The sequence below is a fragment of the Streptomyces sp. NBC_00691 genome (assembly GCF_036226665.1).
Lineage (GTDB): Bacteria > Actinomycetota > Actinomycetes > Streptomycetales > Streptomycetaceae > Streptomyces.
Window position 1 is genome coordinate 6001386 of record NZ_CP109007.1, and the last position, 14137, is coordinate 6015522.

The window sequence follows — 14137 nt, forward strand, 5'->3', positions numbered from 1 at the left end:
ATCGTGGTTGCGTTTGACCGTCTGCTTCCGGAGGCGCCCTTGCCCACTCAGATCTCACTGCATGACGTCGTCGTGTCCCGTGGGGAACGACTGCTCCTCGATCAGGTCTCGCTCTCCGTGCGCCCCGGGGAGCGGATCGGGATCGTCGGGGAGAACGGCGCGGGGAAGTCGACCCTGCTGCGTCTCCTCGCCGGGACGGAGCAGCCCGACGAGGGCAGCGTCGTCACCGTCGCCGACGGCGGTCTGCGGATGCTCGCCCAGACACCCGAGCTGCCTCCCCAGGCCACCGTCGGTGACGCGATCGACGCGGCGCTCGCCGAACTCCGTGGCATGGAGCGTCGGCTTCGCGCGCTGGAGAACCGGCTCGACGCGGCGGACGGAGCGGAGCTCGACGCGTACGGGGAGCTCCTCACCGCCTACGAGCTCCGGGGCGGCTACGAGGCCGACGCCCGGGTCGACAAGGCTCTTCACGGACTGGGCCTCGCCGGTACGGGCCGCGAGCGGATACTCGGCAGCCTTTCCGGTGGCGAGCTGGCCCGGCTCGGCATCGCCTGCGCGGTCGCCGCCGGCCCCGAAGTGCTGCTGCTCGACGAACCCACCAACCACCTCGACGCGCAGGCGCTCGACTGGCTGGAGGCCGCCCTCCTCGCGCACCGAGGCACCGTCGTGGCCGTCTCCCACGACCGGACCTTCCTGGAGCGCGTCGCCACGGCGATCGTCGAGGTGGACTCCGACCGGCGCTCGCTCGTGCGGTACGGAGACGGCTACGCCGGCTACCGCGCGGCACGACTGGCCGCACGACGGCGCTGGGAGGAGGCCTATGAGGAGTGGTGCGAGGAGACGGCACGGCTGGAGGCGTACGCCACGACCACGGCGCACGGGGTCGCTCCCGGGAGGGAGATGAAGGACAACAACAAGATGGCCTTCGACCGGGCGGCGGGCCGCGTCCAGGCCTCTGTCTCGGGGCGCGTGCGCAACGCCCGGGAGCGATTGAGGCGACTCCGCGACGAGCCCGTGCCCCAGCCGCCTCCGCCCCTCTCCTTCTCCGCCCGGCCCCTGGCGGGCGGAGCGGAGGGAGCACTCGTCACCCTCACCGGAGTACGGGTCGCGGACCGGCTCTCCGTGGACACCCTCACCGTCCGGGCGGGGGAGCGGCTGCTCGTCCACGGCGGCAACGGCGCGGGCAAGTCCACGCTGCTGCGGGTCATGGCGGGGGCGGTCGAGCCCGACACCGGAGACGTCCGGCGCCATGGCCGGATCGGTTGTCTGGCCCAGGACGTCACGGTCCGGCGCCCCGAGGAGCGGCTGCTGGCCAGTTTCGGACGCGGTCTCGCCCTGGCCGAGGAGGAGCGGGCCGAACTGCTCCTGTCGTACGGACTGTTCCGCCCGGCCGACCTGAGTGTGCCGGTCGGCGGTCTCTCCGCGGGCCAGCTCCGCCGGCTGGCGCTCGCCCGGCTGCTGGCCCGGCCCGCGGACCTCCTCCTGCTCGACGAGCCGGGCAACCACCTGGCCCCGGGGCTCGTGGAAGAGCTGGAAGCGGCGCTGGAGCAGTGGACCGGGGGCCTGGTGGTGGTCTCGCACGACCGTGCGCTGCGTCGCCGCTTCACCGGGCACATACGCCGGATGGACTCCGGACGCCTCCTCGGCTGAGCCCGCTCAGGACCGGCGATCTAGGGTCGGGGTATGGCACGACCGCGGCGCATCGTCCTCGTACGGCACGGAGAGTCCGAGGGCAATGTGGATGACACGGTGTACGAACGGGAGCCCGATCACGCCCTACGGCTCACGGAGACCGGATGGCGACAGGCGGAGGAGACAGGGGAGCGGCTGCGGGAACTCTTCGGGGACGAGGCGGTGAGCGTCTACGTCTCGCCGTACCGCCGCACCCACGAGACCCTCCGTGCCTTCCGGCTGCCTCCGGAGCAGGTCAGGGTGCGTGAGGAGCCCCGGCTGCGCGAGCAGGACTGGGGCAACTGGCAGGAGCGGGAGGACGTACGCCTGCAGAAGGCCTATCGGGACGCCTACGGGCACTTCTTCTACCGCTTCGCCCAGGGTGAGTCGGGGGCGGACGTGTACGACCGGGTCGGGGCGTTCCTGGAGAGCCTGTACCGCAGTTTCGAGGCGCCCGACCATCCGCCCAACGTCCTGATCGTCACCCATGGACTGACCATGCGGCTGTTCTGCATGCGCTGGTTCCACTGGACGGTCGCGGACTTCGAGTCGCTGTCGAACCCGGGCAACGCCGAGACCCGCATGCTCCTGCTCGACGCGGACGGGCGATACAGGCTGGACAGGCCGTTCGAACGCTGGCGCACCCCGGAACCGTACGGCCCTACCGGATAGAGTGGCAGACCGATGACCGCTGACTCCTCATTCGACCGGCGCTTCGACCGCGCCCTGGCCAGCCTGCGCGGGCTGTCCGTGGGAGACGCCCTGGGCTCCCAGTTCTTCGTACCCGCCAACTATCCCCTGCTGAAGCGGCGCGAGCTGCCCGACGGCCCCTGGCAGTGGACCGACGACACCGAGATGGCCTGCTCCGTCCTGGCCGTCCTCGCCCGCCACGAACGGATCGACCAGGACGCCCTGGCCATGTCCTTCGCTCAGCACCACGACTTCGACCGGGGTTACGGCCCCGCGGTCAACCGCATGCTCCGGCTCATCAGGGAGGGGGGCGACTGGCGGGAGCTGGCCGCCGCGCTCTTCCAGGGGCAGGGCTCCTGGGGCAACGGCGCCGCGATGCGGATCGCGCCGCTCGGGGCCTGGTACGCGGACGACCCGGAGCAGGCGACGCACCAGGCGGAGATCTCCGCCTACCCGACCCACCAGCACCGTGAGGCCGTGGTGGGTGCCATGGCCGTCGCCGCCGCGGCAGCTCTGGCCGCCGATCCCGCCGGACCGCCGACTCCGGAGGCGCTGCTCGACGGGGTCATCGCCCTGGTGCCGCGCAGCGCGGTCGGGGCGGGCCTGCGCAGGGCCCGCGACATGCTCGACTACGGCGACGCGGGCACGGTCGCCGCGGTCCTCGGCAGCGGTCGCCGGACGAGCGCACACGACACGGTTCCGTTCGCGCTCTGGTCGGCTGCCCGCGGCCTCGGTGACTTCGAGCGGGTGTTCTGGACGACCGCGCAGGTCGGTGGCGATGTCGACACGACCTGTGCCATCGCCGGCGGCGTCGTGGCCGCGGCGACGACCGGTGGGCCGCCGGCGGAGTGGCTGCGGCAGACCGAGGACCTGCCGGAGTGGGTTCCGGCCGAGACGGCCTGAAACGGCACGATGGCCCCCCAAACCCTGCGGGGTTTCGGGGGCCATCGGCGCGTTCTCAGGCCACCGGCCCGGCGGCCTCCGCCCGGCCGCTGAGCGCTTCCAGGTCGCTCTTGCGGACCCGGATCACCAGGACGGCCGTCGCCAGCGCGATCAGCACCATCCCGACCGCGGCCGTGAAGGCCGAGGAGATGCCCGAGGTCAGCACCTCGTGCCCCCAGGGGGCGGGCAGCTCGTGCGTCTTCATCGCCTCGGCCTGCTGCTCGGGCGTCGAGTTCGCGAGGAAGGCGGGCATCTGCTTCTCGCCCTCCTCGCGGCTCGCCGTGCCGAAGATCGTGACCAGGATGGACAGGCCCAGCGAACCGCCCACCTGCTGGGTGGCGTTGAGCAGGCCCGACGCGGCACCCGCCTCATGCTGGGCCACTCCGGAGACGGCCGTCAGTGTGAGCGTCACGAAGTTGAGGCCCATACCGAAGCCGAACAGGACCATCGGGCCGAGGACACCGCTCGCGTAGCTGCTGTCCGAGCTGATGAACGTCAGCCAGAACAGACCCGCGCCGGTGATCGCCGCACCGCTCACCATGAACGGCTTGGGGCCGAGCACCGGCAGCAGCCGCTGGGCGAGCCCCGCGCCGGCGCCGATCGCGAAGGTCACGGGAAGGAAGGCGAGTCCGGACTGGATGGGGGTGTAGCCCAGGACGTTCTGCACCCAGAGAACGATGAAGAAGAACATGCCGAACATGGCCGCCGCCAGGCTGAGCATGATGACGTACGTGCCCGAGCGGTTGCGGTCCGCGAACATCCGGAGCGGGGTGATCGGTTCCTTCGCACGGGACTCCACGACCGCGAAGGCCACGAGCAGGATGACCGCGGAGACGAAGGAACCGATGGTCAGCGCGTCCTCCCAGCCTTTCTCGGACGCGCGGATGAACCCGTAGACCAGCGCCGCCATACCGAGGGTCGAGGTCGCGGCTCCGGCGATGTCGAACCGGCCGGGGTGGCGCTCGGACTCGGCGATGTAGCGCGGGGCGAGGAAGGCGATCAGCAGACCGATCGGCACGTTCACGAAGAGGACCCAGCGCCAGTCCAGCCACTCCGTGAGGACGCCGCCCGCGAGCAGACCGATCGCGCCGCCACCGGCGGAGACGGCGGCGAACACGCCGAACGCCCGGTTGCGTTCGGGACCTTCGGGGAACGTCGTGGTGATCAGCGCGAGCGAGGTGGGCGAGGCGATGGCCCCGCCGACCCCCTGCAGGGCCCGGGCGGCGAGCAGCTGCCAGGGCTCCTGGGCGAAGCCGCCGAGCAGCGAGGCGAAGGTGAAGAGCAGGATGCCGGCCATGAACACCCGGCGCCGCCCCAGGATGTCCCCGGCCCGTCCGCCGAGGAGCAGCAGACCGCCGAAGGTGAGCGTGTAGGCGCTGAGCACCCACGACAGGTCGGTGGTCGAGAAGGAGAGCGCGTCCTGGATGTGCGGCAGGGCGATGTTCACGATGGTGGCGTCGAGGACGACCATCAGCTGGCAGGCGGCGATGACCGTCAAGGCGATACCCGGCCGTCCTCCGGCGCGAGCTGGTCCGTCCTTGGTCTGTGTGTCGACCGGAGAAGTTGTCACTATGGATCCCCCACGGAAGAATTAGTGAACGCACCCGTTCACTGTTCATCACGGTAGTGAGTCCCCCTCAGTGAACGCAACCGTTCACTGAGCACTGCCGACGACATGACACCGCCTCAACGGAGAGATCCTGATGGTTACTTCGCGCTCCACGGCCGCCGCCCGGCCGGCAGGGGTGGCACTGCGACGCCGCGGCCCCGTGCTAGAACGGGCCATCCTGGAGGCCGCGCTCGAGCAACTGGGAAGCGTCGGCTGGAACGGTCTGACCATGGAAGGTGTCGCGGTCGGCGCGCAGACGGGCAAAGCCGCGGTGTACCGGCGATGGCCGTCGAAGGAAGACCTCGTCGCGGACGCGCTCCAGGCCGGACTTCCGGCCCTCGACGAGGCTCCGGATCTCGGGAGCGTGCGCGAGGAGCTCTACGAGCTGTGCCGCCGCGTCCGGGACGTCATGTACTCCAGGCCCGGCTTCGCCTTGCGTGCTGTTCTTCACGAATGCGATGCCGAGGCTGCCGAGAGGTTCCACGGTCTGATCGTCACGGGGGTGGTCGAGCCCTCGGCCCGACTCTTCCGGGAGGTGCTGCGCCGTGGAATCGAAAGGGGTGAGGTGCGCGCGGACGCAAACAATGATCTTGTGCTCGATGTCGTACCCGCGATGATGATGTATCGCTCGAAGGTGTGCGCAAGCGAATGGCCGGACCATGAGATCGCGGATCTGATCGACCGGATCATGGTGCCGCTCCTGCGTGCCTGACCCGGGCCGACCGGTCCCCGAGGGGTGGCGCGCACGGGCCGGGGGGTGCGCCGCGACCGCCCCTCGGGCGTCCGACGGGAATCCGGGTATCGCACCCGGCGCCGAGCGGCGTAACCTGTCAAGCGCCATGCCGTACGAACCACCCACCCACACCGTCGAGCGATCGCTCCGAGCCACCACCGGCGCCAAGATCGTTGCCGGAGTCGACGAGGTCGGACGCGGAGCATGGGCCGGCCCCGTCACCGTGTGCGCCGCCGTCACCGGACTGCGCCGGGCGCCCGAGGGGCTCACCGACTCCAAACTGCTCACCCCCAAACGCCGCACCGCGCTCGCCGCGGAGCTGGAGCACTGGGTCACGGCGTATGCCCTGGGCGACGCCTCGCCGCAGGAGATAGACGAACTCGGCATGACCGCCGCGCTGCGGCTCGCGGCGGTCCGGGCGCTGGAAGGCCTCCCTGTGCGGCCCGACGCCGTGATCCTCGACGGCAAGCACGACTACCTCGGCAGCCCTTGGCAGGTCCGTACGGTGATCAAGGGCGACCAGTCCTGTATCGCCGTGGCCGCCGCCTCCGTGATCGCCAAGGTCCGGCGGGACGCCGTCATGGCGCAGTTGGGCTTCGGCGGCGAGGACTACGCGGCGTACGCCTTCGGTGCCAACGCGGGCTACCCTTCGCCGGTCCACAAAGCGGCGCTCGAAGAGCTGGGGCCCACCCCGCACCACCGTCTCTCCTGGTCGTACCTGGACGCGATGCCCAGGTGGCGCCACCTCAAAAAGGTCCGCCTCTCCGCCGAGGCGGTCGCGCTGGAAAGCGGGGGCCAACTCGGCTTCGACTTCTGAACTTCCGGTCGCGGGAACCTGTCCATGGGTCTCCCACGCGACCGGGGCGCACATGTGTGCCCACCCGCCGGTGCCTCGCGCAGCGGCGTTTGATAGACATCCACCCATGCCTCTCATCCCCGAGGAGCCTCAGATTCACGAGAGCGCCCAGGGTCCCCGCGCCACCGCGGCCGCCGGCCGCCCCGCGTCGACCCCCCGTCCCGTACCCGGCCCGCGTACCGCGGCCTCACCGCGTCCCGGACGCCCCGTTCCCGGCCCTGCCAGGCCCGCGGCGCCGCGCCCGCAGCCCGGTCCCGGGCCGTCTCCGGCGAAAGCCCAGGAGAATCGTTCCGATCAGCGGTCCACGCCGGAACTCCAGCTGATCACGGCCGCCGCCGACGGCGCGCTCGACGCCGCCGAAGAGGCCCTGGACCTGCTCCTGGAGAGTGGCCGGGCGCCTGGCGAGGTCCTGGTGCTGACGACCGGCGACCCGCACCCGTGGGCCACGCACGAGCTGACCTTCGGCGAGGCGTCCTACTGGGCCCAGCAGGACACCGGCGACGACGTGTTCTTCGCGCACGGAGCCGCCGTGGAGCGGGCGGCCGCCCGCCCGGTGGTCATCGTCGCGGTCAACGGCGGGGACGAGGAGACGGCCGCCAAGGCTCTTCCCTCGGCCCTGGCCCGTGCCGGTGCCCTGCTCGTCGTCTGCGGTGACCCGCAGCACGTCACGGCGCTGCTCGGAGCGGGCGCCGGAGTCTGAACGACCGCCCCTCCGCCGGACCGCACCAGGTCCGGCGGGGGCCGACGTCGTCCGCGCGATCAGCGCGCGGCGGCCCGGCGCAGGGGCTCGGTGGCCCCGCTCGCGGTTCTCGGCGTGAGCCGCCCGAGTTCGGCCTGCCCCTCGCCGAGCGGCAGGGGAGTCGAGTCGGAGCTCGGACGCCGTCCGCCGCGGCCGTCACCGAGCACCTGCCAGCCCGCTCGGGTCAGCGTGATGTACGCGCCGCAGCGGAGCCCGTGCAAGGTGCAGGCGTCCCGGAGCCCCCACATCCAGGCTCCGTCCTCCTCGGTCCACCGTTCGTCGCCCTCGCGGCAGTACATCAGCACCGCGGTCCGAACGGGCGTGCGCCTGCGAAGGTCGTGCGGAATGACCCGCCGCAGATGCGCGAGGAGTGCGTTGCGGAACTCCCAGCCGTCCGCCGGGGTCGGGCGACGGACGAACGAGGCGCTGGCAGCGATCCGTTCCTCGTGGTCCAGGATCGCCAGGACCGCCATCGAGGGAGTGGGCGCGTGGCGCGAGTGCAGTCCGCCGACGACCTCGCGCGGATTGGTCAACAGGGGGATCCCCGCCGAAGACCACTCGGCAGGTTCGAGTATCCGAGCGAGGCGGTTGGTGGACTCGGACGACGATCTGAGCGAGGCGGCTGTGGGCGGAGCGAATCCGAGGGTCACGGTCCTCCCTTCGGATACACGCCCGCGAGGCGGGCAAGGTCGGGTGAGGGCGCAGCACAGCACAACCCGTCCGGACCGCTGGCGGGGCGTGCGAGGCGGTTTCCCAATTCTTGCTGCCCCGTGGGCGAGCGGCAACGAGCAATTGAGGCCGCTGACGGGATTGCGTCGGTATGCCTTTCATATCCCTGCCCAGTTGCCCATTGTTCACTCCCCGTTTCCCCTCCTGTTTCACCCCTGGACGGCAAGTACCAGCGGATACACCCCTTCCGCTCCCGCCCGTCGCAGCAGCCGGGCCGCCACCGCCAAGGTCCAGCCGCTGTCGGACAGATCGTCGACGAGGAGGACCGGCCCGCCCGCCGAGGTCAGCCGCCCGCCCAGTTCGGCGGAGACCGTCAGGGTGCGCTGCAGCCCCACCACCCGCTGGGCGCTGTTGGTCCGGGACAGTCGCACATCCTCCGCCTCGGGCGCGTACTCCACCGCTCCGAGCAGGGGCATCCTGCCGATCTCGGCGATCCGCTGACCGAGTGAACCCACCAGGCGGGGCCTCCGGTGGGAGGCGACCGTGACCACGCCGGCCGGCCGGGCGAGCGCGTCCGGCGCCCCGGAGGCCCAACCGCCGGGCCCCTTCGCCCAGTCGGCGAGCACATGCACCACCGCCTGCACGACATCGTCCGGAACCGGACCGTCGGTGGCGGTGTCGGCCAGCAGCGGACGCAGCCGGTTGCCCCAGCCGATGTCCGAGAGCCGGCCGAGGGCACGGCCCCCCGAGGCCTGCTCGCCCGCCGGGATACGACCCTTCAGATCGACCCCCACGGCCGCGAGTCCGGTCGGCCACATCTTCCGCGGCTCGACCTCCACACCGGGCCTGCCCAGCTCGCCCTTGGCCGCGTCCAGCGCCGCGTCGGAGACCTTCGGATCGAACCGGCTCCCCGCGCAGTTGTCGCAGCGGCCGCACGGCGCTGCCTCCTCGTCGTCCAACTGGCGGCGCAGGAACTCCATCCGGCAGCCCGACGACGCCGCGTAGTCGCGCATCGCCTGCTGCTCGGCCGCCCGCTGCCGCGCCACCCAGGCGTACCGTTCTGTGTCGTAGACCCAGGGGCGGCCCGTGCTCTCCCAGCCGCCCTTCACCCGACGCACCGCGCCGTCCACGTCGAGGACCTTGAGCATCGTCTCCAGACGGGTCCTGCGCAGCTCCACCAGGGGCTCCAGCGCCGGCAGGGACAAGGGCCTGCCCGCCTGGGCGAGCACGTCGATCGTGCGGCGCACCTGCTCCTCCGGAGGGAAGGCCACCGAGGCGAAGTAGCGCCAGATCGCCTCGTCCTCCTGCCCGGGCAGCAGGAGCACCTCGGCGTGCTCCACACCTCGCCCGGCACGGCCGACCTGCTGGTAGTACGCGATCGGCGAGGACGGCGACCCCAGGTGCACCACGAAACCCAGGTCGGGCTTGTCGAAGCCCATGCCGAGGGCGGAGGTCGCCACGAGCGCCTTGACCCGGTTTGCCTGGAGATCGTCTTCCGCCTGCTGCCGGTCGGCGTTCTCCGTACGGCCCGTGTACGAGGAGACCGTGTGCCCGCACTGACGCAGATAGGCCGTGACCTCGTCCGCCGCGGCGACCGTCAGCGTGTAGATGATGCCGGAGCCGGGCAGCTCGCCGATGTGATCGGCCAGCCAGGCGAGCCGGTGGGCCGCGTCCGGCAGCCGGACCACGCCCAGGCTCAGGCTCTCCCGGTCCAGCGGGCCGCGCAGCACCAGGGCGTCCGTGCCCGCGCCCGTGCCGAGCTGCTCGGCCACGTCCGCCGTGACCCGGGCGTTCGCCGTGGCCGTGGTGGCGAGCACCGGAACCCCGGACGGCAGGTCCGCCAGCATGGTGCGCAGCCGGCGGTAGTCGGGCCGGAAATCATGCCCCCAGTCCGAGATGCAGTGCGCCTCGTCGACCACGAGCAGCCCGGTGGCGGCGGCGAGGCGGGGAAGTACCTGGTCACGGAAGTCCGGATTGTTGAGCCGCTCGGGGCTCACCAGGAGCACGTCCACCTCGCCGGCGGCCACCTCCTCCTGGACGGTGTCCCACTCCTCCGTGTTCGACGAGTTGATCGTCCGGGCTCGGATGCCTGCCCGCGCGGCCGCCTCCACCTGGTTGCGCATCAACGCGAGCAGCGGGGAGACGATCACGGTCGGGCCGCTGCCACGCTCCCGGAGCAGCGAGGTCGCCACGAAGTACACGGCCGACTTGCCCCAGCCCGTCCGCTGCACCACCAGGGCCCGGCGCCGGTCGGCGACCAGGGCCTCGATGGCCCGCCACTGGTCCTCGCGCAGTCTCGCCGTGCCGGTCGGGTCCGAGACGAGACGGGCGAGCACGGCATCGGCGGCGGTCCGGAGCGCGGCGCGGTCTTCCTGGGGGTCTGCGTGGGTCATGACTCCATGCAACCCGATGCCTCGGACATCGCGCGAATGAGCGCCGAACCTGTGGACAACTCGACAGGCCGACGGAAGCCCCGTTCCGGGAGTTATCCACAGGGGTTTCGGATTTCGGGAGATCACGAGACCGTCCTGACCATGAACGCGAATCACCACGAATCCAGCGACCTCTCCCGTACCCGGATCACCCTGCGCGGCCCGGCGGAACTGGCCGACGCCCTGCCGTTCGTGCTGGGCTTCCACCCCACCGACTCCGTTGTCCTGGTCGCCCTCCACGGCGAGCACGGCCGCTTCGGAGGACGGGTCAGGCTGGGCATTCCCCGCTCGCCCCGCGAGTGGGCGTCCACCGCCGACCACCTCGCCGAATGCCTCGTCGAGGGAGGCAGCAGGAGCGGCGACCGACCTGACGGCATCGTCGTCTTCCTCTGCCAGGACCCGGCGGCGGGCGAGACGGGCCGCAGGGTCATGGAGCGGCTGCGTCCCTTCGCCCAGCGGCTGCGCACAGCGTGCGGCGCTCTCGACATCCCGGTCTACGAAGCCCTGTGCATCTCCGACGGTCTCTTCTTCTCCTACTGCTGCCCCGACGCCCGCTGCTGCCCGCCCGACGGCACGCCGCTCGCCCTCAGCGGTACGACGGTGATGGCGGCGACCGCGGCGTACGCCGGAGTCCAGGTGCGGGGGTCCCTGCGGGACATGGAGCGGCGGTTCCAGCCCTCCGGCGGCCCCCGCGAGGAGGAGCAGCGCGCGGCGCTCGACGCGAGCGCCGCCGCGCTCGTCCCTCGGATCCTCGAGGACGCCGAGGGCGAGGGGCGGGCCGCGGTGCGCGAGACGACGCTGAGCCTCGCGCGGGCGGTCCTCCGCCGGTTCGCCCGTCCGAAGGGGGAGGCCGGGCCGACCGGCGGGAGCGGCGGTCCGACCGGGCCGAGCGCCGTGAGGGGCGGCGTCGCGGGCACCGTCGAGAGCGACGCGGCCGACGACGCTCTGGTCGAGACCGGTGAAGCTGCCGCGCTGATCCTCGGCCTCCAGGACCGCGTCACCCGGGACCGTGCCGCCGAATGGATGGAAGGCTGGGAGGGCACCGCCGCCCTGCGCCTCTGGCGGGTACTGGCCCGGCGCTGCGTCGCCCCCTACCAGGAACACGCGGTCGCACCACTCACCCTCGCGGGCTGGACGGCCTGGTCCACCGGCGACGAGCCGACCGCCCGGGTCGCCCTCGGACTCGCGCTCGACATCGACCCCGAGTACGTCTTCGCCAGGCTGCTGCACCAGGCGTGCAACGAAGGGCTCGACCCCGAGTCGCTCCGCTCCTGCCTGCGGACCGAGCGGGACAGCCGGACCGCCACGGACGAGGCCCCGGGAGCGTCCCCGCGGGTCCGGACGCGCCTCGCACGCCCGCAGAGCAGCCGGCAGACCCTCCGGAAGGCCGGGAGCAGGACCGGCGGAGCGGAGCGCCGCTCCTCGGCCGGAGTCCGACCCGGTGGGCCCGCCGCGGGGAAGCCGCGGAGCGGCAGTCCGAGCCGCGGCGGGCAGCGGGGCACCAGGAGCGGGCGATGACGACCGTGACCCGGCCACCCGTCGGCGCGTTCAGCTCTCTGGCGGAGTCGTCCGAGCCGTGCCGCCGACACATCGCCGGCCGCCCGGTCCGCACAGAGAGCACCCCGTACCCGCCATGGCCCTCAGCCCTGTCCCGGCCTCCGGCCGCCCCACCGGACCACCCAGCGGCCACGTGCCCGGCCGTCCCACCGGGCGTCAACCCGGTACCGGCGCCGGTACCGGCGTCGCGCCACCGCGCGAAGCCCGGCCCATGGAGCTTCCCTCGGTGCACGACGCGCTCCTCTGCGTCGCCCTGCCCGCCCTCGCCGTCTGCTCCGCACACGGCCAGCTCACCGGCGAGGGACCCGAGGGCGTGTACGTGGCGGGGCGACGGCTCCTCTCCCGCTGCGTCCTGCGCGTGGCGGGGCGCGAGCCGGTCGCCCTCCAGGGCCGCATGGCCGCATCGGACCGCGCGGCGTTCCTCGGAGTCCTCCGGGTCCCCGGGGACCCGGGACCCGATCCTGGACTCACCGTCGAACGCACGCGGAGCGCCGACGGCAGCGAGCGGATCACCCTCCGCAGCGCCGTCGCCCGCCCCCTCCGCCTCCCCGTGGAAATCGCTCTGGGGTCGGATCTCGCGCACCTCGGCGCGGTGGCGTCCGGCCGGCCAGGACCCGAGCTCGCCGCGAGCGTCCACGGCACCGGCCTGCGCTGGACAGGCGACGGCGGACGATCCGTCACTGTCACGGCGGACCCGCCGCCCATGGACGCCCTTGCGGCGGCGGGCGTCCTCCGCTGGGAGGCCGAGCTGGCGCCCGGGGGCACGTTCACGGTCCTGCTGCGGGTACGTGACGGTGCGCCGGGCCGCCCCACCGGCTCCCCGGGCGGCGCCGGACGGCCTGGAGGCCACGTCCTCGCCGAGGGCCTCGCAGAGGGCGACGACCCCCGACCGGGGGAGCTCCTCCGCGCCTCCGTCCAGGACCTGCGGGCCCTCCTCCAGCGCGACCCGGCACACCCGGCGGACGTCCACCTCGCCGCAGGCGTCCCCTGGCGCTGCGGACCCGTCACCGCCGAGGCGCTCTGGGCCGCCCGGATGGCCCTGCCCCTCGGCACCCGGCTCGCCGTCACCACCCTGCGCGCCCTCGGGCGCACTCAACTCTGCGGCGATGGAGCCGAGTCCGGCCGCATCCCGGGACCCCTCAGGGACGCCGGCCCGCACCTGCCGCCCCGCTGCACCGGCATCGAGGCCACCCTCGCCTATCCGGTCGTGCTCGCCGAGGCGCGCCGCTGGGGGCTGTCGGCGGCGGACCTGGAAGAGCTGCTGCCCGTGGCGGAGCGCTGCCTCGACTGGCTGCGCCGGACGGCTGGCGCGAGCGGGCTCGTGCCGGACCCGGGCCCCGCCGGACCGTGGCGCGCCGAGACGCAGGCACACGCGCATCGCGCGGCGCTGCTCGGAGCGGACCTGCTCGACGCCTGCGGCAGACCCGGAGGAGACGCACTGCGCGATGTGGCGGGGACGCTGCGCCAGAGCTTCCGGCGGGAGTTCTGGCTCGACGACCTGGCCGGCGGCCGACCGGCCGTCGCCCGCGGACCGGACGGACGGACCTGGCCCCAGCTGGGCGGCTGGGCGGCGCATCTGCTCGACACCGGGCTGCTCGGTGGCGGACGCCTCGCCCCCGGACTGCTGGACAGGACGGAGACCGAACAGGTGGCGAGACTGCTCGGCACCCCCGCCCTGGACTCCGGCTGGGGGCTGCGCGGTCTCGGTGCCAAGGAACCGGGGCACAACCCCTTCGGCCACCGTGCCGGTGCCGTGCGCGTGCACGAGACGGCGGTCGCCGTGGCGGGACTCGCCGCCCTCGGTCACGAGAAGGAGGCCTCCGCCCTGCTCCGTGGCCTGCTCGACGCGGCCGAGGCCTTCACATACCGGTTGCCCGAGATGTACGCGGGGGAGCAGCGCACGGCGGGCGGCCGGCCGGTGCCGCACCCCGCCGCGTGCCGGCCGGCGGCGGTGGCGGCCGCCGGGGCCGTCCACACTCTGCTGGCCCTCGCCGGGATCCGGCCGGACGCGCCGGGCCGGTCCGTGTCGACGCACCCCCTGCGGTCGGCGCCGCTCGGAGCGGTCCGGTTCTCGGGGCTCGTGGTCGCGGGTGAGCCGTTCGCCGTACGGGTCGGCAGGCTCGGTCTCGGTATGGTCGAGGAGGCCGCAGAGGGCCTTCAACTGGGGGTGTGACGGGATGCCGGGCACAGACACGACGGAAGCCTCGCGGCAGGGCGCGGAAGTCAGCGCGGATGCTCC

At 72.9% G+C, this 14137-nt stretch carries 11 protein-coding genes; 8 read left to right on the forward strand and 3 right to left on the reverse strand.

Annotation, left to right across the window (positions count from 1 at the left end):
* Positions 1 to 39 precede the first annotated feature (39 nt).
* The 3 genes from OG392_RS27205 to OG392_RS27215 are packed head-to-tail and all read left to right on the forward strand — an operon-like array spanning position 40 to position 3264.
* Positions 40 to 1650 carry an ABC-F family ATP-binding cassette domain-containing protein gene (locus tag OG392_RS27205; protein ID WP_329283774.1) on the forward strand — a complete coding sequence of 537 codons (1611 nt, stop codon included), beginning with the start codon at positions 40 to 42 and terminating at the stop codon, positions 1648 to 1650.
* 33 nt (positions 1651 to 1683) lie between these two features.
* Positions 1684 to 2343, forward strand: coding sequence for a histidine phosphatase family protein (locus OG392_RS27210; protein ID WP_055601683.1), 660 nt, complete (start codon positions 1684 to 1686; stop codon positions 2341 to 2343).
* A 12-nt stretch (positions 2344 to 2355) separates the two neighbouring features.
* On the forward strand, positions 2356 to 3264 hold the full coding sequence (locus OG392_RS27215; RefSeq protein WP_329283775.1) for an ADP-ribosylglycohydrolase family protein: 909 nt from the start codon (positions 2356 to 2358) through the stop codon (positions 3262 to 3264).
* A gap of 55 nt (positions 3265 to 3319) precedes the next feature.
* On the opposite strand, the gene OG392_RS27220 is transcribed toward OG392_RS27215, so the two are convergent.
* Positions 3320 to 4873, reverse strand: a complete 1554-nt coding sequence (locus tag OG392_RS27220; protein ID WP_329283776.1) for an MFS transporter — start codon at positions 4871 to 4873, stop codon at positions 3320 to 3322.
* A gap of 133 nt (positions 4874 to 5006) precedes the next feature.
* Between OG392_RS27220 and OG392_RS27225 the strand changes: the two genes are divergently transcribed.
* From OG392_RS27225 to OG392_RS27235, 3 genes are all read left to right on the forward strand, one after another.
* Positions 5007 to 5624, forward strand: coding sequence for a TetR/AcrR family transcriptional regulator (locus OG392_RS27225; RefSeq protein ID WP_329283777.1), 618 nt, complete (start codon positions 5007 to 5009; stop codon positions 5622 to 5624).
* 127 nt (positions 5625 to 5751) lie between these two features.
* Positions 5752 to 6462 carry a ribonuclease HII gene (locus OG392_RS27230; protein ID WP_329283778.1) on the forward strand — a complete coding sequence of 237 codons (711 nt, stop codon included), beginning with the start codon at positions 5752 to 5754 and terminating at the stop codon, positions 6460 to 6462.
* Positions 6463 to 6568: 106 nt separating this feature from the next.
* On the forward strand, positions 6569 to 7201 hold the full coding sequence (locus tag OG392_RS27235; RefSeq protein WP_329283779.1) for a hypothetical protein: 633 nt from the start codon (positions 6569 to 6571) through the stop codon (positions 7199 to 7201).
* Positions 7202 to 7260: 59 nt separating this feature from the next.
* Here OG392_RS27235 and OG392_RS27240 read toward each other — a convergent pair whose 3' ends face one another.
* A complete protein-coding gene (locus OG392_RS27240; RefSeq protein WP_329283780.1) occupies positions 7261 to 7890 on the reverse strand; it encodes a hypothetical protein in 630 nt (209 codons plus the stop codon).
* 228 nt (positions 7891 to 8118) lie between these two features.
* A complete protein-coding gene (locus OG392_RS27245) occupies positions 8119 to 10302 on the reverse strand; it encodes a RecQ family ATP-dependent DNA helicase (RefSeq protein ID WP_329283782.1) in 2184 nt (727 codons plus the stop codon).
* 141 nt (positions 10303 to 10443) lie between these two features.
* On the opposite strand from OG392_RS27245, the gene OG392_RS27250 reads away from it, so the two are divergent.
* Together OG392_RS27250 and OG392_RS27255 are read left to right on the forward strand one after the other, a co-directional pair.
* Entirely contained in the window at positions 10444 to 11859 is a 1416-nt protein-coding gene (locus tag OG392_RS27250; RefSeq protein ID WP_329283783.1) for a DUF4192 domain-containing protein, read from the forward strand.
* A 115-nt stretch (positions 11860 to 11974) separates the two neighbouring features.
* Entirely contained in the window at positions 11975 to 14071 is a 2097-nt protein-coding gene (locus OG392_RS27255; RefSeq protein ID WP_329283784.1) for a glycogen debranching N-terminal domain-containing protein, read from the forward strand.
* Positions 14072 to 14137: the final 66 nt, after the last annotated feature.

Excerpts from the sequence above, each read along its gene's own strand:
- OG392_RS27210 (WP_055601683.1), top strand. The coding sequence starts at position 1,684 with ATGGCACGACCGCGGCGCATCGTCCTCGTACGGCACGGAGAGTCCGAG.
- OG392_RS27215 (WP_329283775.1), top strand. The coding sequence starts at position 2,356 with ATGACCGCTGACTCCTCATTCGACCGGCGCTTCGACCGCGCCCTGGCC.
- OG392_RS27225 (WP_329283777.1), top strand. The coding sequence starts at position 5,007 with ATGGTTACTTCGCGCTCCACGGCCGCCGCCCGGCCGGCAGGGGTGGCA.
- OG392_RS27230 (WP_329283778.1), top strand. The coding sequence starts at position 5,752 with ATGCCGTACGAACCACCCACCCACACCGTCGAGCGATCGCTCCGAGCC.
- OG392_RS27235 (WP_329283779.1), top strand. The coding sequence starts at position 6,569 with ATGCCTCTCATCCCCGAGGAGCCTCAGATTCACGAGAGCGCCCAGGGT.
- OG392_RS27245 (WP_329283782.1), bottom strand. The coding sequence starts at position 10,302 with ATGACCCACGCAGACCCCCAGGAAGACCGCGCCGCGCTCCGGACCGCC.
- OG392_RS27250 (WP_329283783.1), top strand. The coding sequence starts at position 10,444 with ATGAACGCGAATCACCACGAATCCAGCGACCTCTCCCGTACCCGGATC.
- OG392_RS27255 (WP_329283784.1), top strand. The coding sequence starts at position 11,975 with ATGGCCCTCAGCCCTGTCCCGGCCTCCGGCCGCCCCACCGGACCACCC.